The organism is Azospirillum himalayense, from assembly GCF_042657465.1.
GTDB lineage: Bacteria > Pseudomonadota > Alphaproteobacteria > Azospirillales > Azospirillaceae > Azospirillum > Azospirillum himalayense.
The window spans coordinates 19,908-39,367 of the sequence record NZ_JBHSLC010000006.1; the positions used below are offsets into that span (position 1 = coordinate 19,908).

General features: G+C 68.9%; 12 protein-coding genes. 10 read left to right on the top strand and 2 right to left on the bottom strand.

Features of this window, described 5'->3' with window-relative positions:
* The 3 genes from ACFPMG_RS04655 to ACFPMG_RS04665 are packed head-to-tail and all read left to right on the top strand — an operon-like array spanning position 1 to position 3,504.
* Entirely contained in the window at positions 1-675 is a 675-nt protein-coding gene (locus ACFPMG_RS04655) for a class I SAM-dependent methyltransferase (RefSeq protein ID WP_376994035.1), read from the top strand.
* 49 nt (positions 676-724) lie between these two features.
* Complete coding sequence (locus tag ACFPMG_RS04660) at positions 725-1,963, top strand: glycosyltransferase family 4 protein (protein WP_376994036.1); 1,239 nt, start codon at positions 725-727, stop codon at positions 1,961-1,963.
* Positions 1,960-3,504, top strand: coding sequence for a class I SAM-dependent methyltransferase (locus ACFPMG_RS04665; protein ID WP_376994037.1), 1,545 nt, complete (start codon positions 1,960-1,962; stop codon positions 3,502-3,504). The genes ACFPMG_RS04660 and ACFPMG_RS04665 overlap by 4 nt, the downstream gene beginning before the upstream one ends.
* 58 nt (positions 3,505-3,562) lie before the next feature.
* Here the strand turns inward: ACFPMG_RS04665 and ACFPMG_RS04670 are convergent, their stop codons facing one another.
* Entirely contained in the window at positions 3,563-4,603 is a 1,041-nt protein-coding gene (locus tag ACFPMG_RS04670) for a rhamnan synthesis F family protein (RefSeq protein WP_376994038.1), read from the bottom strand.
* 401 nt (positions 4,604-5,004) lie between these two features.
* On the opposite strand from ACFPMG_RS04670, the gene ACFPMG_RS04675 reads away from it, so the two are divergent.
* The 7 genes from ACFPMG_RS04675 to ACFPMG_RS04705 all read left to right on the top strand — a co-directional run bounded on the left by ACFPMG_RS04675 (position 5,005) and on the right by ACFPMG_RS04705 (position 16,311).
* Complete coding sequence (locus ACFPMG_RS04675; protein ID WP_376994039.1) at positions 5,005-6,561, top strand: glycosyltransferase; 1,557 nt, start codon at positions 5,005-5,007, stop codon at positions 6,559-6,561.
* Positions 6,558-9,092: a tetratricopeptide repeat protein gene (locus ACFPMG_RS04680; protein WP_376994040.1), complete on the top strand. Its 2,535-nt coding sequence runs from the start codon at positions 6,558-6,560 to the stop codon at positions 9,090-9,092. Before ACFPMG_RS04675 ends, ACFPMG_RS04680 begins: the two co-directional genes overlap by 4 nt.
* A 60-nt stretch (positions 9,093-9,152) precedes the next feature.
* Entirely contained in the window at positions 9,153-10,649 is a 1,497-nt protein-coding gene (locus ACFPMG_RS04685; RefSeq protein ID WP_376994041.1) for a glycosyltransferase family 61 protein, read from the top strand.
* A gap of 117 nt (positions 10,650-10,766) precedes the next feature.
* A complete protein-coding gene (locus tag ACFPMG_RS04690; RefSeq protein WP_376994042.1) occupies positions 10,767-11,726 on the top strand; it encodes a UDP-glucuronic acid decarboxylase family protein in 960 nt (319 codons plus the stop codon).
* Positions 11,727-11,815: 89 nt separating this feature from the next.
* Positions 11,816-12,880 carry a GDP-mannose 4,6-dehydratase gene (gmd, locus tag ACFPMG_RS04695; protein WP_376994044.1) on the top strand — a complete coding sequence of 355 codons (1,065 nt, stop codon included), beginning with the start codon at positions 11,816-11,818 and terminating at the stop codon, positions 12,878-12,880.
* Between the two features lie 160 nt (positions 12,881-13,040).
* Positions 13,041-14,483, top strand: a complete 1,443-nt coding sequence (locus ACFPMG_RS04700) for a mannose-1-phosphate guanylyltransferase/mannose-6-phosphate isomerase (RefSeq protein WP_376994045.1) — start codon at positions 13,041-13,043, stop codon at positions 14,481-14,483.
* 7 nt (positions 14,484-14,490) lie between these two features.
* The gene (locus ACFPMG_RS04705) at positions 14,491-16,311 is read left to right on the top strand and encodes a glycosyltransferase (RefSeq protein ID WP_376994046.1); all 1,821 of its coding nucleotides are present in this window, start codon (positions 14,491-14,493) and stop codon (positions 16,309-16,311) included.
* Between the two features lie 836 nt (positions 16,312-17,147).
* Here the strand turns inward: ACFPMG_RS04705 and ACFPMG_RS04710 are convergent.
* Positions 17,148-19,247, bottom strand: coding sequence for an FG-GAP-like repeat-containing protein (locus tag ACFPMG_RS04710; RefSeq protein WP_376994047.1), 2,100 nt, complete (start codon positions 19,245-19,247; stop codon positions 17,148-17,150).
* Between the last annotated feature and the right edge of the window lie 213 nt (positions 19,248-19,460).

The following is a 19,460-nucleotide window of genomic DNA, read 5'->3' on the forward strand; positions in this document are numbered from 1 at the left end:
GTGACCAACGATTCTCCCGCGGGTGGCGCGGAACCACCGGTCGCGGACCGGCCGGTCGTTCTGAACATCGGCTGCGGGATCGACACGATCACGCGTCTGCACGATTATTTTCCACCCCGGGCTTGGCGGGAGCTGCGGCTGGACATCGATCCCGGGGTCCGTCCGGACATCGTCGCTTCGATCACCGACATGGCGGTGATTCCCGACGGGGCGGTGGACGCCGTCTGGTCGTCGCACAACCTCGAGCACCTGAACCCGCACGAGGTGCCATGTGCGGCTGCCGAATGCCTGCGGGTGCTGAAGCCGGGCGGTCGTGTCCTGATCGCCGTGCCGGATCTGCAGGCGGTGGCGGAGGAGATCGCGGCCGGGCGGATCGGCCAGCCCCTCTACCATTCCGACGCCGGCCCCATCACGGCGCTCGACATCATCTACGGGTACGGTGTGGCGATCGCGGCCGGAAAGGTCCATATGGCGCACCGCACCGGCTTCACGCCGGATTCGCTGGGCGGCGTCCTGACGGCGGCCGGCTTCGCGCCGGTTGTCGTCCACCAGATGCCAGGCTACGAGTTGATGGCGATGGGGTTCCGCCCGCCGGCCCCGGAGGATCTGTTGACCGCCCTGAGCCCGCCTTTCGCACCGACCAACCGCCGGCTCGGGTCTCGGCCCGCCCCATGAACCGCTTCGCCCGTCCTTCCGCGGGAGCAGCGCAACCCAGCGTCAGGCCATGAATTACCTTTTCGTGCACCAAAGCTTTCCGGGCCAGTACCAGCACATCGTGAAGCATCTGGCGGCTCAGCCGGGCAACCGTGTCGTCTTCCTGTCGCACGAAAACCAAAACCGCCTCGACGGGGTGGAGCGGATCGATTACCTGCCCTACCGGGCGCCGCATCCCTCGACCCACCATTACGTCCGCGAAGCCGAACAAGCTGTGATCTTCGGTCAGAGCGTGTACGAACTCTGCCTGCGGCTGAAGCGCGATGGCTTCCGTCCGGACATCATGATCGGGCACAATGGCTGGGGCGAAACCCTCTTCCTCAAGGACGTCTGGCCCGACGTCCCGCTGCTCGCCTATTTCGAGTTCTTCTATCGTTTCCAGGGGGCTGACGTCACCTTCGACCCGGCCTCGCCGGTGACGCTGAACGACGCGCCGCGCGTGCGTGCCAAGAACCTCGTCAATCTGTTGGGGCTGGACGCCGCCGACTGGGGGCAAACGCCGACCCGCTGGCAATGGTCGCTGTACCCGGAGGTCGCACGCCCCCGCATCAGCGTCATCCACGAGGGGATCGACACGACCGCGGTCCGGCCCGACCCGCAGGCGTGGATACGGCTCGACGACAAGAACATCGTCTTGTCGGCGCGCGACGAGGTCATCACCTACGTCGCCCGCAACCTGGAGCCCTACCGGGGGTTCCACATTTTCATGCGGGCGTTGCCGGAGATCCTGCGGCGCCGGCCCAAGGCGCATGTCCTGATCGTCGGCGGCGACGAGGTCAGCTATGGCCCGGCGGCCCCGGACGGCAGGACCTTCCGTCAGATCATGCTGGGCGAGGTGGGACGGTCGCTGGACATGAGCCGCGTCCATTTCCTGGGGCGGGTTCCCTATTCGATCTTCGTCAGCGTTCTCCAGGTTTCCTCGGCGCACGTCTACCTGACCTACCCCTTCGTCCTGTCCTGGTCGTTCCTGGAGGCGATGGCCGCCGGTTGCCTGCTGATCGGTTCGGCGACGGCGCCCGTGCAGGAAGTGCTGAAGGACCGGGAGAACGGTCTGCTGGTCGATTTCTTCGACACCGCCGCCCTGGCCGGCCGCATCGACGAGGCGTTCGACCATCCCGACCGGATGCAGGCCCTGCGCGACCAGGCGCGGCGGACGGCGGTCGAGACCTACGACCTCGCGACGGTCACGCTGCCCCGCCACCTCGCTCTCATCGATGACCTGATCGCCGGAAGGACACCGCAACCATGAGCCATTGGTCCGAAGGCTACAACGCCGATATCGCGTACACGAACAGTTTCTACCGCGATCTGGCGCCGGGCTATCTGGCCTATGTGTGTCAGCTGGCCGGCTTCCGGGCGCCCGACACCGACGCCCCCTTCCGCTATTGCGAGCTGGGCTGTGGGCAGGGGCTCACGCTCACGGTCATGGCCGCGACCCACGCGCGGTCGGAGTTCGTCGGGATCGACTTCAACCCGGCCCACATCGCCGCCGCCCGCCGCCTCGCCGCGGAGGCGGGGATCGGCAACGTGACGTTCCGCGAGGACAGCTTCCAGGAGCTGGCCCGGCGCGACGACCGGGCGGAGGAGCCCTTCGACATCGTCGTGCTGCACGGTGTCTACAGCTGGATCAGTGCGGAGAACCGACGCGCCATCGTCGATTTCCTCGGCCGTGCGCTGAAGCCGGGCGGCCTCGTCTATGTCAGCTACAACACGCAGTCGGGCTGGGCGCCGCTGCTGCCTCTGCAGAGCCTGATGCTGGATTATGCGACGGCCCATCCCGGTCGCAGCGACCGGCAGATGGACGGAATGCTGGCCTTTCTGAACCGCCTGAAGGAGGCCGGGGCCGCCTATTTCCAGGCCAACCCGATGGCGGGGCAGCATTTGGCGACCATGGCCCAGCAGGACCGGCGCTATCTGGCGCACGAATACATCAACACGCACTGGGAGCCGCTGAACCACGCCCGTGTCGCCCGCGACATGAGCCGGGCGAAGCTGGGCTTCGTCGGGTCGGCGACCATCCCCTTCAACAACGACGAGCTGGCGCTGCCGGCGACCTTGCGGACGCTGCTCGCCGAGATCACCGACCCGCTGCTCGCCCACGGCGTGCGCGAACTGGCCATGAACCAGCCGTTCCGCCGGGACATTTTCGTGCGCGGGCCGGAGCCGCTCGACGCGCGCTCTCAATGGAACCACCTCAACCGGCAGCGCTTCACCCTGACCGTGCCGCGCGACGAAGCGTCGCTCGCCCTGCCGGTTCCGCTGGGCGAACTGCGCCACGACCCGGCCATGGGCGAACCGATCCTGGACGCGCTGTCCGCTGGAACCCCCAGCTTCGCCGAACTGGCGGCCATCCCGGCCTTGAACGGCCAAGCCCCCGCGGCGTTGTCGCAGTTCGTGTCGCTGCTGGTGTCCGCCCATCAGGCCCACCCGGTCGGCGCCCAGGGGGACGCCAGCCGGGAGACGGCGCGGGCGCTCAATCAGGCCCTGGCGCGGCGGATGCTCACCGAGGAGGAGCAGCGCATCCAGATCGCTCCGGCCATCGGCACGGCCATCCTGGCCGACACCATGGACCGGCTCGCCCACACCGGCCTGCTGTCGGGTGTTCCGGCGAACATCGGGATGCTGGCCGACGCCGCGGTTGGCCTGCTGCAGGCGCACGGCCGCCAAGTGTTCGCGGAGGACGGCACCACCCTGACCACTCCGCAGGCGATGCACGACCGTCTGATCGGCATCCTGTCGGCGAGCCTGCCGCGCCGGCTGCCGGTCTGGCAGCGGCTGGGTGTGATCTGATGCGGCTGCGGACGCGGGCCGGCCCTCGTCGGGCCCGTTCCGCCGCCGTGAGGCTGGATCAGACGCTGCGGTTCTTCAGCGACAGTTCCAGGTGACGCAGGATGAGATCGGTGTCGTAATCGGTCGACTGCTTCACCACCCGTTCCCAGTAGGTGAGCAACGGGATGCGCGCGGGGTTCTTCTGCAGAAGCTCGCGCTTCAGGAACGGAAAGTTCATCTGGGCGATCATGTAGTCCCAGAAGAAGTGCGTGGCGTTCAACGGCGCTCCGGCATTGATGGTGCGGAACACTTGCTGAATGAATGTCTTGCGGACGGGGTCGATGCCGTCGGCCAGGACGTTGCGCTCGACCACCGCCTCGATCAGCGCGGCCGCCGCCTGACGGTAGGGGAAGGCGGCGCGGCAGCGCAGGCCGGCCCGGCGCATCGCGCGCGTCAGGCCCACCTCGTACTTCATGATGATCCAGGTCTTGGATTGGACGTAGCGGAGCTTCTTCCAGAAGGCGGTGAAGGCGGGCGCGCGGAGGGCCGCCTTGTGGAAGACCAGGAAATAGCTTTGCAGATGGAAATGGATTTCCCAGCTGTCCGAGGCGCCCCAGACCTCGGCGCTTTCCGGGTCCATCTGGTCCAGGACGCCAGCGATGTGGTGCAGCGGGCCGTAGACGCTGTCGTTGGCCAGCAGGAGCGTGTCGAGCGCGGCCAGGTCCGGGATCGCGGCGATCCCTTCCTTGTAGGCTCCGAAGTCGTAGCCGACGTTGGCGCGGCGCAGCACGAGCGCGCAGCACTCCTGCAACTGCGCGACGTGGGGCGCCTGCAGCTTGGGCGCGTTGCTGACCAGGATGATGGAGAAGCCGCTGTCGGCGAGCTGGCGCAGATAATGGAGGACGAAGTCGTGGACGATGCCGTGATAGTCATAATGCACGAACACCGCGACCCGTTTTGCTCCGGCGAGCGACTCCCGCCCCTCCCAGCGTTCGCGCACATAGCTCTCGCCTCTCACAAAGCTGAGGGCGTAGGCGGCATAGGCGATGGCCACGCGGAAACGTTTGGTCATCCACGCAGCGAGGCCGCGCAGCCGGGAAACAAGGGCAAGAAAATCCATTGGTGTCTCGTCAGACTGGAAGCCGGCGGTGCGCGGCCAGGCGCCGTTTCAAAGCGGCCGGCGATCCAGAATCCGCACGGGCGGGACGAGGAGTCCCGATTGTGCCGCGAAAATCCCGGTCGATGAGCATCCTGGAGGCGGCCATGGGATGTGGGGGGAGCGGGTGGAGAGAAAAACGGAATCCGCAATAGCAGAATACCCGTTGCTCAAGCAACCGCGCTGACGCCACAGGGCTTGGGCGCCGTGGTGGCGCGGTCCGCACGCCGCCACCGGCCGGCCGGATCCTTGGACCGCGGCCCCCGGGAGACGAACGGGCTTGGCAGCGCAACGGTGCATGTGTTAACCGCCTGCGCGGAGGTCTTGCGGGACCATGGCGGCAGACGGAGGGACCGGACCGGTCCATGCGACATTCCGTGATCCCGAAGCCCTTCCACCCGGCACTTGCCGCCGATGCCCTGCCGTTGTCCCGACGCGGTGTGATGCCCTCCTCCCTCATTCATCTCGATCCCGGCCTGCCTCCCCGCATGTCGGGACGCCAGGACTTGGTCTGGGCCTTCTCGGGTTGGGCGTGCCGTCCGGGAGCGCGGCTGCGCGCGGTCGAGGTCGTGGTCGCCGGAACGCGCTTCGCTGCCGCCGAACTCGGCACGGTGCGTCTCGACGCCGATGCCGCGCAGCGCCGGCAGGGCTGGGAACCGGCGAATCCGGCCAGCGGGTTCTGGGGGCTGGCCGCACTGCCCCCGAGCGCGTCCGGCGGCGAGCTGCTGCCCGTTCTGAGGGTGGAATGGACGGACGGCACGTTGGAGGAGTGGCCAGCCGGACGCGTGCGCCTGGATGCGGCGGCCGCCCCCATCCCTGTTCCGTCTCCGCAGGGCACCCCGCCTCTGGTGGCCATCGCGATGGCCACATACAACCCCGACCCGGTTCTGTTCCAGGCGCAGGTCGCGTCCATCCGCGCCCAGACCCACGGCCACTGGATCTGTCTGGTCGAGGACGATGGGTCGGACGATGCCCATTGGCGTGTCATCCTGGACGCGACCGCAGGCGACGACCGCTTCCGCGTGCGGCGCAACGACGCGAACCTGGGCTTCTACCGCAATTTCGAGCGGGCACTGGCCCGTGTTCCTCCGGAGGCCGCCTTCGTCGCCTTGGCCGACCAGGACGACCGCTGGGCGCCGGACAAGGTCGCCAGCCTGATGGCCGCGTTGGACGAGGTCGGGGCCGTGCTGGCCTTCGCCAACATGCGGGTCGTCGACCGCGCCGGCCGGTTGCTGTCCGCGACCTTCTGGCCCGGCCTGGACAGCCGCTGCGACAGCCTCGACGCGCTCCTCATGGCCAACGCCGTCACCGGCTGCGCCTGCCTGTTCCGGGCGTCGCTTCTCCGGTTGGCGCTGCCCTTTCCGGCGCTGGGCCGGACCGCTTATCACGATCATTGGCTCGCCTGTTGCGCCGCGGCGTCGGGGACCATTGTCTATCGGCCGCAGCCGATGGGCGACTATGTCCAGCACGAGGCCAACAGCCTGGGATACCAGCGGCGCCCCGGACTGCGGCTGGCCGTCAAGGCGCTGTCCGCCCTGCTGCTCGTGCCGGTCGTGTCCTTGGCCGGCCAGTCGGCCGCGGTCCGGCGGTGGCTTGCCCGGCCGCTGGGCCTGCTGGTTGACATGCCGGAGGCCGAACTGGTCTGCCGCGTCGCCTTCGCCGAGACGCTGCGCCGGCGGACGGAACTGGACGGCGCCGGCCGACGGGCGGTCGCCACCTTCCTGCCCGGCCCCCGCCCCACCCTGCGCCTTCTGGCCGCCTTCCTGCGGACCGGCCGGCGCGGGCGGGCCTTCCGCGGCGTTGCCGCCCGCCTGATTGTCGGCCGCCTCATCAACGGCTTGATGGGTGCCCTGGCTCGGCGTTGCCGTCCGACCGGCATTGGGGCCGGTGCGTCCCTGTCCAGCGGGGGGAAGGGCGCATGAGCCACCCTGCCGGTCGGGCCGCCGGTCTGACGGATGCCGTGTCTTCGGCCGATGCCGCGGCGGCCTTCCGGGAGGGACGCCTGGACGAGGCGGAACGGATCGGCCATGCCGTTCTCGCAGCTGGAGCGGCCGATCCCGACATCCTTCATCTGCTCGGCCTGATCGCCTATCAGCGCCGGGACTTGACGCGCGCCCGCGCTTTTCTGGAACAGGCGCTCGCCCTGCGGCCGGACGCCGCCTTCCGGCTGAACCTCGGCGCGGCGCTGATGGCCGGGGGGGATGCGGCCGGAGCGGCCGACGCCTTCCGCACCGTGGCCTTGCAGGCGCCGGGGATGGCGGAGGCCCGCCTCAACCTCGGCATGGCGCTTCACCGCCTCGGACGGCCGGCGGAGGCGGTGGAGGCTCTGCGCGCCGCCGTTGCGCTGACACCGCCCGCCGGGACGGCCTGGGCTGCGCTTGGCGTGGCGCTGCAGGGGGCCGGCCGCCCGGCGGAGGCCGCGCGTGCGCTCGCCGGCGCCGCGGCGCTGCTGCCGGGTGACGCCGAACCATGGTCCAACCTCGGTGTCGTTCTGAGAGCGCTCGGCCATGCGGGGCGGGCCGAAGCGGCGTGGCGTGGCGCCCTCGTCCGGCAGCCGGATTGCGGAGAGGCTTGGCTCAACCTCGGGATCCTGCTGCGGGACGCCGCTCATCCGAACAGGGGGCGGCGTGCGCTGTCCGCCGCCGTGCGGCTTCTGCCCGGTTCCCCCCTGGCGTGGTTCCATCTCGGCCTCGCCCACCATGCCGGCGGAACGGGTGCTCGGCCGGACGTCGCCGTGGCCGCGTTCCGGAACGCGGCCGCGCTTGCCCCGGCCTCGGCGGACAGTCTGCTTATGCTGGGCGGTGTCCTGCGGGCTTGCGGAGGCGGCCCGGAGGCCTTGCGCATCCTGCGGCGGGCCGCGGCGGCCGCCCCGAAGTCCGCCGAGACGTGGTCGACCCTCGCCACGGCGCGGCAGGAGGCTGGGATGACGGCATCGGCCGTCGCCGCGGTGCGTTGCGCGCTCGCCCTGCGCCCGGCTTTCCCCGAGGCGCTCTCCAACCTGTGCGTCATGCTTGGCGCCCAGGGTCGGCACGAGGAGGCCGTCATCGCCGCCCGCCGGGCGTTGCGGCTCGACCGGGCCCACGCCGAAGCCCTGTGCAATCTGGGCGCACAGCTGACGGAACTGCGGCGGCCGGCGGAAGCCGTGCCGGCGCTGCGCCGCGCGGTGGTGCTGGCGCCGGATCTCGCCGATGGCTGGGGTAACCTCGGCTCGGCCCTGCTCGGCGAGCGGCGGGTGACGGCGGCGGCGGCCGTCCTGGCCCGCGCCATCGTCCTGGCGCCGGAGCATGTCGGGAACCGGTCCAACCAGGCCTCCGCCCTGCTCGCCTCCGACCGGGCGGCGGTGGCGGAGGCGGCGTTGCGCGTGGCGCTCGCCCTCGATCCGTCCCACACCGCCGCCCTGTCCAACCTGGGCTCGGCGCGGCAGAGCCAGGGCCGGCCGGAAGAGGCGATCCGGGCGTTTCGGCGGGCTGTCGCCGTTGATCCGGAGCATGCGGACGCCTGGTGGAATCTGTCGCTGTCCCTGCTGCAGACCGGGGCCTTGGCGGAGGGCTGGACGGCCTACGAATGGCGGTGGCGGCGCGTGGCGTTCGCTGCGACGGAAGCGGCCCCGCCGATGCCCTGTTGGAGCGGCGGGCCGCTGGACGGACGCACCATCCTGCTCTACGGCGAGCAGGGGCTGGGGGACATGATCCAGTTCTCCCGCTACGCCCCCCTGGTCGCGCAACGCGGCGCGACGGTGCGGCTGCGCGTGCCGCGACCGCTCCTGCGCCTGTTCGAGCGGTTGCCCGGCGTCGCCGCCGTGTCCGCGACCGACGAGCCGATGCCGGAGGCCGACCTCTGCTGCCCACTGATGAGTCTGCCGCATCGGTTCGACACCCGGCTGGAAACCATCCCGGGCATCTTTCCCTATCTGTCCGCCGACCCCGCAGCGGTGGCGGCTTGGCGGGCGCGGCTGGGCGGCGGCGTCAAGGTCGGGCTGGTGTGGGCGGGCAACCCCCGCTACGAGGCCGACCGGCTGCGCTCCCTGCCCGCCGGTCACCTGGCCCCGCTGCTGGCGATTCCGGGTGTGCGCCTGTTCAGCCTGCAGAAGGAGCCGCGCCCCGGCGACGCGGCGGCCCTGGGGCTGGCGCTTGGCGGCTCCGTCGTGGATCTCGCGCCGGAACTGGGCGATTTCGCCGACACGGCGGCGGCCCTGACGGCGCTCGATCTTCTGGTGGCGGTCGACACCGCGGTCGCCCATCTGGCCGGCGCCCTGGGCCTCCCGGTCTGGACCCTGCTGCGCGAGCCGTCCGACTGGCGATGGCTGACCGGCATGGACCGCAGCCCCTGGTACCCCAGCATGCGGCTGTTTCGGCAAACCGTTCCGCGTGACTGGACCGGGCCGCTCGCACAGGTGGCGGATGGGCTGCGCCGTATGGCGGCCGGCGACCGTATGTGCCTGCGGCCATGGTAATCGCCTCGTTCCCCACCGCGGGCCGCTTTTCTCCCTGGACCTTCGCCGAGGGCAGTCGCCATGACGATTGAGGTGCATGTCGACTACGACGACGGCGGGTTCGCCGGTTGGGTGCTGAGCAGCGCCGGGCCGGAGGCTCCGGTCTGGTGCCAGATCGTCGTCGACCTGGAACACCGTGCCTCGATCCTGGCCGACGAGTTCCTGCCGGCGATCGGCGATCGGTACGGTGGCCGCTGCTGCTTCGGGTTCTCCTATCGCATGCCGGTCGTCTTGTGCGACGGCCGGGCGCATCGGGTTGACCTGATCTTTGCTTTCGAGAAGGACGGAGCGGCCGTCCATTACGGCCTGCCCGCCACCTTCCGGTCCTTCGGGGCGCCCGCAACCGGCGAAACGGACGGACCCGCGACCGCCCACGCGGTCTGCCGCGCCCAGGATCTGCCCATCCGCCTGCTGGAGGGCACGCCCGATCCCGAAAGCATGGGCGCCGCCGCCCCCGCCATCCTCGTCACCGCGCCGCGCCGGCGCATGGTCCACGCACCGCCGCGCGAGGCGACGGGCGCGGCCGGGTTCGGGCATGCTGAATATGTCACCCACCCGGCCTATCTGTCCGTTCTGGCGGACGTGGTCGTGCGGCCGGCAACGGGCGCGGTCTATGTGCCGGGCAAGGGGGTGTGGCAGGACGCCCGCTATCTGTCGGACGGCGGGCGCCTCCGGTCGGACCTGGAGCGGCTGGAGCGCGACGGCGCCGCCGGTCTTCCGACGTTGCCGGGGCCGGTCCTGCTGGCGTCGAGCGCCATGAACCGGAACTACTTCCACTGGCTGATGGACGTCCTTGCGGGTGTCCAGGCCGGCGCGCAGGCTTTCGGCCGGCTGCCGCCGCTGCTTCTGCCGCCGCTGAACGGCTGGCAGGGGGATGCGCTGCGCCGGCTGCTGGGCCTGCCGCCGGAAGCGGCCATCCCCGCCGCCCTGCCCGGCTCATGGAGCGAGGACGGGCCCGGGCAGGGGCTGGTGCGCTGCGAGCGGCTGATCGTGCCTTCCCACCTCGGGGGAACGGCCATCTTCCCCGATGCCACCGTCCGCAGCCTGTTCGCCCGGCTAAGCGAGGGGCTGCCGCAACACCCGTCCGCCCGCCGGCGCCTGTTCGTCAGCCGGCGCGACAGCGACCGCCCCCGAATCGTCAACGAGGCGGCTCTGGCCGAGGCGTTGGCCCCCCTTGGCTTTGAACTGGTCGTGCCGGGTGCGATGAGCGTCGAGGCGCAAGCGCGCTGCTTCCGCGAGGCCGCGGTGGTTGTCGGCAGTCATGGTGCGGGCCTCGTCAACGTCGGCTTCTGTGTGCCGGGCACCACGGTGGTGGAGATTTTGGGAAGCCACTATCTCAATTCCTGCTTTTACCACTTGTGCGGGCTGATGGGGCACGATTACTACAGCCACACCGAGCTGGTTGCGCCGCACAACGGCCGCGCCGGGAACGCGGTATCATTCTATGTGGACATCAAGCGATTGCTGGTGCTTCTAGAACGGATTCCCGCATTGCGGCGAGGCAAAGCGGAAGAGTAAGGCGGGTGGTTGGACAACGCTGGGCATTCTCGATGATTGCATGCCGGGCGTCGTCCTGATAAGTCCCTCAGTCAAATGCCCGGCGTTTGGCGGCGCCGTACCGGGGAAGGAAGGTTTATGGTCAAGCTTCGCAGCGACAGCCGCCGTGTGCTGGTGACGGGCGGTGCCGGATTCCTCGGGTCTCACCTGTGCGAGCGCCTGATCGACCGTGGCGACGAGGTTCTGTGCGTCGACAACTATTTCACCGGCGCACGTCGCAATGTTGCGCATTTGATGGGGCACCCCCAGTTCGAGATGTTGCGCCACGACGTCACTTTTCCGCTGTACGTGGAAACAGACGCCATCTTCAATCTCGCTTGCCCGGCATCTCCCGTCCATTACCAGTTCGACCCGGTACAAACGACGAAAACGAGCGTGCACGGCGCCATCAATATGCTGGGCTTGGCCAAGCGCACCGGCGCGACCATCCTGCAGGCGTCCACGTCGGAGGTGTACGGCGATCCCTCCGTCCATCCGCAGCCGGAGGAATATTGGGGCAACGTCAACCCGATCGGGCCGCGCGCCTGCTACGACGAGGGCAAGCGCTGCGCCGAGACGTTGTTCTTCGATTACAACCGGCAGTTCAACCTGCCGATCAAGGTCGTGCGCATCTTCAACACCTACGGGCCGCGCATGCACCCCAACGACGGGCGTGTGGTGTCCAACTTCATCGTCCAGGCCCTGAAGGGGGAACCCATCACCCTCTACGGCGACGGATCGCAGACGCGTTCCTTCTGCTACGTCGACGATCTGATCGACGCCATGGTCCGCTTCATGGACACGGCGCCCGAGCACACGGGTCCGCTCAACATCGGCAATCCCGGCGAGTTCACCATCCTGGAACTGGCCGAACTGGTCATAGCGATGACCGGCTCGCGGTCCAGGATCGAGCACAAGCCGCTGCCGCAGGACGATCCCAAGCAGCGCCGGCCCGACATCGCGAAGGCCAGGACGCTGCTCGATTGGGAGCCGCGCGTCCCGCTGCGGGACGGCCTGGAACGTACGATCGCTTATTTCCGCAAGACCGCGTTCGCGTGAACCATCATGGTGACCGAACCGATTGCCTCTTTCCACCATCCTCACGGATGGGTTTCTGTTCAAGGATCTGCCGGATGGCCGGCCAGTAAATGGAGCATGTCTTGACAAAAGTTGCCTTGATCACCGGTGTCACGGGGCAGGACGGGGCCTATCTGGCGGAGCTTCTTCTTTCAAAGGGCTACACAGTCCATGGCATCAAGCGGCGCTCGTCGTCCTTCAACACCGAGCGCATCGAGCACCTTTACCGTGACATCCACGAAGCCGATGTGCGCTTCAAGATGCACTATGGTGATCTGACGGATGCCACGAACCTGATCCGCATCGTTCAGGAGGTTCAGCCGGACGAGATTTACAACCTCGCTGCGCAGAGCCACGTCCAGGTCAGCTTCGAGACCCCGGAATACACCGCCAACTCCGACGGGCTCGGCACGCTGCGCCTTCTGGAGGCGATCCGCATCCTGGGGCTGGAGAAGAAGACCCGCTTCTACCAGGCGTCGACCTCCGAGCTGTACGGCAAGGTGCAGGAGACTCCGCAGAAGGAGACCACGCCCTTCTACCCGCGCAGCCCCTACGCCGCGGCCAAGCTCTACGCCTATTGGATCACGGTGAACTACCGCGAGGCCTATGGGATGCACGCCTCCAACGGCATCCTGTTCAATCACGAGGGCCCGACCCGTGGCGAGACCTTCGTGACGCGCAAGATCACCCGCGCCGTCGCCGCCATCGAGACCGGCCAGCAGTCGAAGCTCTATCTCGGCAACCTGGACGCCAAGCGCGACTGGGGCCACGCCCGCGACTACGTCGAGGGCATGTGGCGCATCCTGCAGCAGGACCAGGCCGATGACTATGTGCTGGCGACCGGCGAGACCCATGAGGTGCGCGAGTTCGTCCAGCTGGCCTTCGAGCATGTCGGCCGTTCCATCGTCTGGGAAGGCGAAGGCGTGAACGAGAAGGGCATCGACAGCCGCACCGGTACGGTCCTGGTCGAGGTCGATCCCCGCTACTTCCGCCCGACCGAGGTGGACCTGCTGCTCGGCGACCCGACCAAGGCGCGCGAGAAGCTCGGCTGGCATCACCGCACGACGTTCCCGGATCTGGTTCGCGAGATGGTCGAGAGCGACCTGAAGCGGATTCGGGAGACCGGCCGCGCCTGAGCCGAACGGCGAACAGGCTGAGGCGCAACGGCGCGGCCGGCCGGTCACGTGACAGGCCGCCGCCCCGTTGCACTACACACCTCCGCAGGGTTTTGCAGCCGTTCCGGCCCGCCGAAGCCCGCAACCTCGCCCACCTCCTGTTGATGTGCAGGGAACCGTCATGACCAATCCTGTTGCAGCGCCGCGCATCCACCCCGTCCTTCTGTCCGGGGGGTCCGGGGTCCGGTTGTGGCCGATGTCGCGCGAGCAGCATCCCAAGCAACTCCTGCCGCTGTGTTCGGAACAGTCGATGCTGCAGGACACCGCGCGCCGGGTCGCCGGGGCCGACCGCTTCGCCAAGCCGCTGGTGATCTGCAATCAGGAGCATCGGTTCGTCATCGCCGAGCAGCTGCGTCAGATCGGCATCGCCGATCCCCGCATCGTGCTGGAGCCGTTCGGGCGCAACACCGCGGCGGCGGCGGCCCTGGCAGCGCTGCTCGTTGCCGAGGAGGACCCCGAGGGGCTGCTGCTGCTGCTGCCGGCCGATCATGTGATCCGCGACGAGCCGGCCTTCCTGGCGGCGGTCGACTCCGCGGCGCGGGTGGCGGCGGCCGGCTACCTGACGACCTTCGGCATCGTGCCGACGGCGCCGGAGACCGGTTACGGCTACATCCGCTGCGGGAAGGCGATTCCCGGTCATGACGGCGCCCACACCGTCGCGGCCTTTGTCGAGAAGCCGGCGCGCGCGGCGGCCGAATCCTACCTCGCCGGGGGTGACCACTTCTGGAACAGCGGCATGTTCGTGCTGCCGGCCGGCGCCTATCTCGCCGAGCTGGAGCGCCATGAGCCGGCGGTGCTGGCCGCCTGCCGGGCGGCGCTCGCCGCCAGCAAGGCCGACATCGACTTCATCCGTCTGGACTCCGACGCCTTCGCCGCGTCGCCCTCGATCTCCATCGACTACGCGGTGATGGAGAAGACCGAGCGGGCGGCGGTTGTGCCCTGCTCCATCGGCTGGACCGACGTCGGCGCCTGGTCGGCCCTGTGGGAGATTGGCACGAAGGACGAGGCCGGCAACGTCTGCCAGGGCGACGCCATCGCCTGGGAGAGCCAGGGTTGCTACGCCCGCAGCGAGGACGGCGCGCTGGTCGCCCTGCTCGGCATGACCGATACGGTCGTGGTCGCCACCGAGGACGCCATCCTGGTCGCCGCCAAGGACAAGGCGCAGGACATCAAGCCGCTGGTCGAGCGGCTGAAGAAGGAAGGCCGCAGCGAGCCGCTGCAGCACCGTCGCGTCTACCGTCCTTGGGGCTTCTACCAGTCGCTGCACACGGGCGACCGCTTCCAGGTCAAGCGTCTGACCGTCAAGCCGGGCGCGCAGCTGTCGCTGCAGATGCACTATCACCGCGCCGAGCACTGGGTCGTGGTGAACGGCACGGCGCTGGTCACCCGTGGTGAGGAAAAGATCCTGCTGCGCGAGAACGAGTCCGTCTACCTGCCGCTCGGCACGGCGCACCGGCTGGAGAACCCCGGCAAGGTTCCGCTGAACCTGATCGAGGTGCAGTCCGGTTCCTACCTCGGCGAAGACGACATCGTCCGCTTCGACGACACCTACGGCCGGGTCTGAGCAGCCCATGGCCCTGCCCCAGGACGCGGCTTTCGCCGAGAACGCGCTTCCGGAGATCGACGGAAGTCCGCTTCGCTTCGTATGGCTGTTGCGTTCCGACGTGCGGCAGGGCCTTTCCCCGTCCGACCCTGACGCGCGGCGTCTGTTCATCGTGTGGTGGGCGCTCTACGGCCGGGCGGAATACCCGCAGCTGGGTGATCCGCTGCCGGCGGAACACCGCGCCTGGCTGACCGGGGCCGACGCCGGCTTCCCACAGGACGCGGGCTTTCCCGTCACCCGCCTGATGGTGGAGACCTGGCGGTGGCGCCCCGACCTTCAGGAGCGTTTTCCGCTGGACCGGCGCGAGGGGCGCCTGGCCTTCGTGCGCTGGTTCATCCTGGAAGGAATCGTCGAGCACGACCTCGCCGGCTACCTCTCGGATGCCCAATGGGCGGCGCTCACCACCCCCGGCGGCGGCATCGCCGCGGGGTTCGAGCCGCTGGACGGGCTTCTGCTCGCCCTGTGGGAGGCGGAACCCGACCTGCGCCGCCATTTCAACGTTGCCGACGCGGCGGAGCGGCTGCGCCTGCACCGCTGGTACGAGGCGAACGCCGCGGCGCTGCACGCCGAGGGGAAGCTTGCCCACGACCGTGTCCGGCGCGCCCGTACCCCGCGCGCACCAACCCCCACCTCGCTGCCCGCGGCGGCCCCGCGGGAGCCCTTCGGCGTCAATCTCATCGGCTTCGCCCACGGCGAGCTGGGGATCGGCGAGGACGTGCGGATGATGGCGCGCGCCTGCGCCGCCGCCGATATTCCCTTCAGCGTCTTCGACGTGCCGGTCCGCGTCTCCAACCACCGGTCGGCCGACCGCACGCTGGACGGGCTGGTCCGCCGGGATCTGCCCCATCCGGTGAACGTCTTCTGCCTGACCGGCTTCGACACCGCAGGGCTGCTGCTGGAGCATGGTCCGGCGTTGTTCCAGGACCGGCTGAACATCGGGTACTGGCCGTGGGAGCTGCCGGAGTGGCCCGAGCCCTGGACCGCCGCCTTCGAGCTGGTGGACGAGCTGTGGTCCTCCAGCCGCTACACGCAGGACACTCTGGCGCTGAAGGCGCCGGTGCCGGTCCTGCACATGCCGATGGCGGTGGAGGCGCGGCTGGCGCGCTCCTACCGACGGTCCGACTTTGCCTTGCCGGAGGACCGCTTCCTCTTCCTCTACACCTTCGACTGGAACTCCTACCCGGCGCGCAAGAACCCGGCCGCGGTGGTGGCGGCCTTCCAGGCCGCCTTCCCCGATCCGGCCGCGCCGGTCTCGCTGGTGCTGAAGACCATGGGGGCGGCCGACGACGCGCATTGGCAGGCGCTCGCCCGAATGATCGAAGACGATCCGCGCATCGGCGTGGTCAACACGGTGCTTGCCCGCGATGCGGTGCTGGGCTTGTGCTCCGTCTGCGACGCCGTGGTGTCGCTGCACCGCAGTGAAGGCTATGGGCGCACGCTGGCCGAAGCGATGCTGTTGGGCAAGCCGGTGGTCGCCACCGCTTGGTCGGGCAACACCGATTTTTGCACCCCCGACACCGCGGCGCAGGTGGCGGTGCGGTTCGTGTCGGTGAAGGCCGGCGAGTATCCCTATGGTGAGGGCATGCGGTGGGCTGACCCCGACCATAACGCTGCGGTGGAGGCCATGCGCCGCGTCGCGGGCGACGCTGCCTACCGCTCCCACATCGCCGAGAAGGGCCGCCGCTTCATGGAGCGCTGGGCCGATCCCGCCCACATCGGACAGCGCTATCGCCAGCGGTTGCAGGCGTTGCAGCGGATTGGGGCGCAACGGCGGTCCGGGCGGGGTTAACGCTTCGCCGCCGCGGCGCCGCCCGCATGGCCGCGGTGGGGCGATGCCCGCCCATGTTCCGAAAAACCCTACTCGGCAAGGCAGAATATGACCGGCAGCCGGGCAAAAAGCGCCGGGTGATAGGATGAATTTGCCGGGCTCTCACGCCGCGAAGGTGGGAACCGAAGCACGGCCCCCAACATTGCTTTGATTTTGAGTAAATTTTTGAACGAATAGCTGCGGTGGACGGCCGTGGCACGAGGCTTGCGCTGCCGGTTCGGCTATCCCGGCGTCCCCCCAATCCGAGCGCCCGCCATGTCCACGACCACGTCCACGACCGCAGCCCCGATGCCCGTTGTCCCGCCGGAGGCCGATGCCCCCGCCCTGTCCCCCCGTTCCCACCTGAGGGTCTACGCGTGGGAGGCCACGAAGACCGCGATGGCGGCCATTGTTTTCGGGGCGCTGCTTCTGCCGTTGGCCTTTCCGTCGAGGGCGGGCACGCAGGGAGGGGTGGCACAGATTTCCATGATCGAGGCGCCCGCGGCGGCCGCCCGTTCCTTGGCGAAGGCGGCCCCAAGCTCGGGATCGACGTCGACCCAGTCCGCAGCCCCATCCCCGGCTCCGGCCGCCGCGAAAAACGGTGGGGTGCCGCAGCCCGCCAAGAAGCCCCTTCCGAAAAACACCTGAAATCAGCGAGCGTGGAACCCGATAGATGAAGCGTTGCGCCCGCTCTCGGCTGGCGGGGCGGTGGCGTTTTCGGACGCTGTCCGCGTGACGGCGACCGGCGTCGGACGGTTGCCCGTCCGACGCCTTTTCGTCTCACAGAGGCGGCCCCCGTTGGCGGCTGCCGCCCGCGCTCAGCCGGCGTTGCCGAGCACGCCGCCCATGTGGATGGGATTCATCCCGTTGGCGTTGCCCAGGACCTGAGGATCCATGCCGATGGCGCCGCCCTGGTTGACCGAGTTCCAGGTGGCCAACGTGCCGTCGGCGTTCTGCCACAGGATGTCGCTGCGGCCGTCGCCGTTGTAGTCGCCCACGCCTTCGATGGCCCAGTCCTTGGTGACGCCGTCCACGACGAGGACCTCATGGGCGGTAAAGCCGTCCATCGTCCAGATGTCGATCTGGTCGGTGGTGTCGTTGCGCAGGATCAGGTCGGCCTTGCCGTCGCCGTCCAGGTCGCCCACGCCGGCGTTCTGCCAATCGACTCCGGCCTGCAGCGACGTCTGGCCGGCCTGCACCAGCGTGCCGCCATCCATCTGCCACAGCCCCATCTCGCTGGTCTGGCTGTTGCGCCACAGGATGTCGGCCTTGCCGTCGCCGGTGAAGTCGGCGACGCCCATGGCCTTCCAATCCGCCGGAATGGCCCCGATGACGGTGGCGTTCGTCAGCGTGGCGCCGTCCATTTCCCACATGCCGATTTGGTTGGTCTGGCTGTTGTGCCACAGGATGTCGGCCTTGCCATCGCCGTTGAAGTCGCCGGTGCCCACCAGCGACCAGTTCGGGTCGAAGCCGCCGCCGGCGACGGCGGTGCCCATCACCGTGGCGCCGTCCATCGTCCAGATGCCGACATCGCCCGACGTGGTGTTCTGCCACAGCAGATCGGTCTTGCCGTCGCCGTTGAAGTCGCCCGACCCCTTGGCCACCCAGCCGGACGCCGGGTCGACGGTCGTGATCTGCTGGGGAGTCGCGGTGCCGTTCGACATGGCCCAGAGGTCCAACTGACCCGTTTGGGCGTTGTGCAGCACGATGTCGGCCGTGCCGTCGCCATTCATGTCCTGACCGTTCGCGGGCGGCGCCATGGTGCTCGGTGCGGTCAGCGTGATGGTGGTGCCGTTCACCTGGAACTGGCTGGCCGCGAAGCTGCCGGCCAGACGCAGCGTGACGTCGCCGCCGGCCGTGGCGTCCAAGCCGATGTGCAGCAGCGTGACGCCGTTCACCGTCTCCGCCTGGACCTGCCCGGCGGTGAGCTGCGTGCCGGTGCCGGCGGTGACCCGGCCGCTCATCGCCGCGCCGACGATGTTGAAGGCGTCGCCCACCATGGCGCCGTCGATCGCGCCGGTGAAGCCGTTCGCCTGGTCCGCGGTCATCGTCAGCGTGTGGCGGGCGCTGCCGGTCAGGGCCACCCTCTCGACGCTGGTCAGCGTCATGGCGGACAGGTCGATCTGCGGCGTCGCGATGGTGACCTTGCCTTCCGGATCGGTGATGTCGTCGGAGCTGATGTACAGCGTGTCGGTGCCGGCTCCGCCATCGAAGGACACGATGCCGGCGTCGGACTGGGTCGCGATCACGTAGGTGTCGTCGCCGTCGCCGCCGCTGATGATGTCAGCGTCGCTGAAGGTGCCGTGTTCGCCCGCGTAGAAGACGTCGTCGCCGGCGCCACCGATCATCGTGTCGGCACTCCAGTCGCCGACCAGGGTGTCGTTGCCGGCTCCGCCGTCCATGGAGTCTTCGCCGCCGCCGCCGACGAGCAGGTCGTCCCCATCGTCGCCCATCAGGACGTCCTGGTCGGCGCGTCCATAGAGCTGGTCATTGCCGCCGCCGCCGTGGATGGTGTCGTTGCCGTTTCCGCTCTCCAGCGTGTCGTTGCCGGCGCCGCCGAACTGCACGTCGTCACCGTCGTGCCCCCAGAACCAGACACCGTCGTCGTTGGCGATCATCTGGTCGGCGTAGTTGGTCCCGATCCAGCGTTCGATGCTGGTGTAGGTGTCGCCCGCAGCCTCGCCGGTGCTGTTGGCGGGGTTGCGGAGGTCGAGCACGAGGCCCGCGGTGGCGGTTTCGTAGCTCGCGGCGTCGAACCCCTTTTCGCCGTTCAGCGCGTCGGCACCGGGGCCGCCATTGAGGATGTCGTCGCCTTCGCCGCCGTTCAGGACGTCGTTGCCCGCCCCACCCTCAAGGGTGTCGGCGTCCGCGCCACCGGTCAGCGTGTCGTTCTCAGGGGTCCCAGTGAAAATGGCCATAGCTTGGTCTTCCTTCGGTCAGACGGTGACGTTTTCTTGTTGAAGGGCGTTTCGCATGTGCATGGCGCAGTCAGCTTGGGTTCCAGATCATCGCTTATCGCTATGCTCTGAATAGGCGTGCAGGCACGAGCTCGGATTCGCCAATTACCGTTATGGCAATGGGCTGTTTCCGTTTCTTTGGTTCCGGATGGTTTACTGTTGTTCTGCTATCGC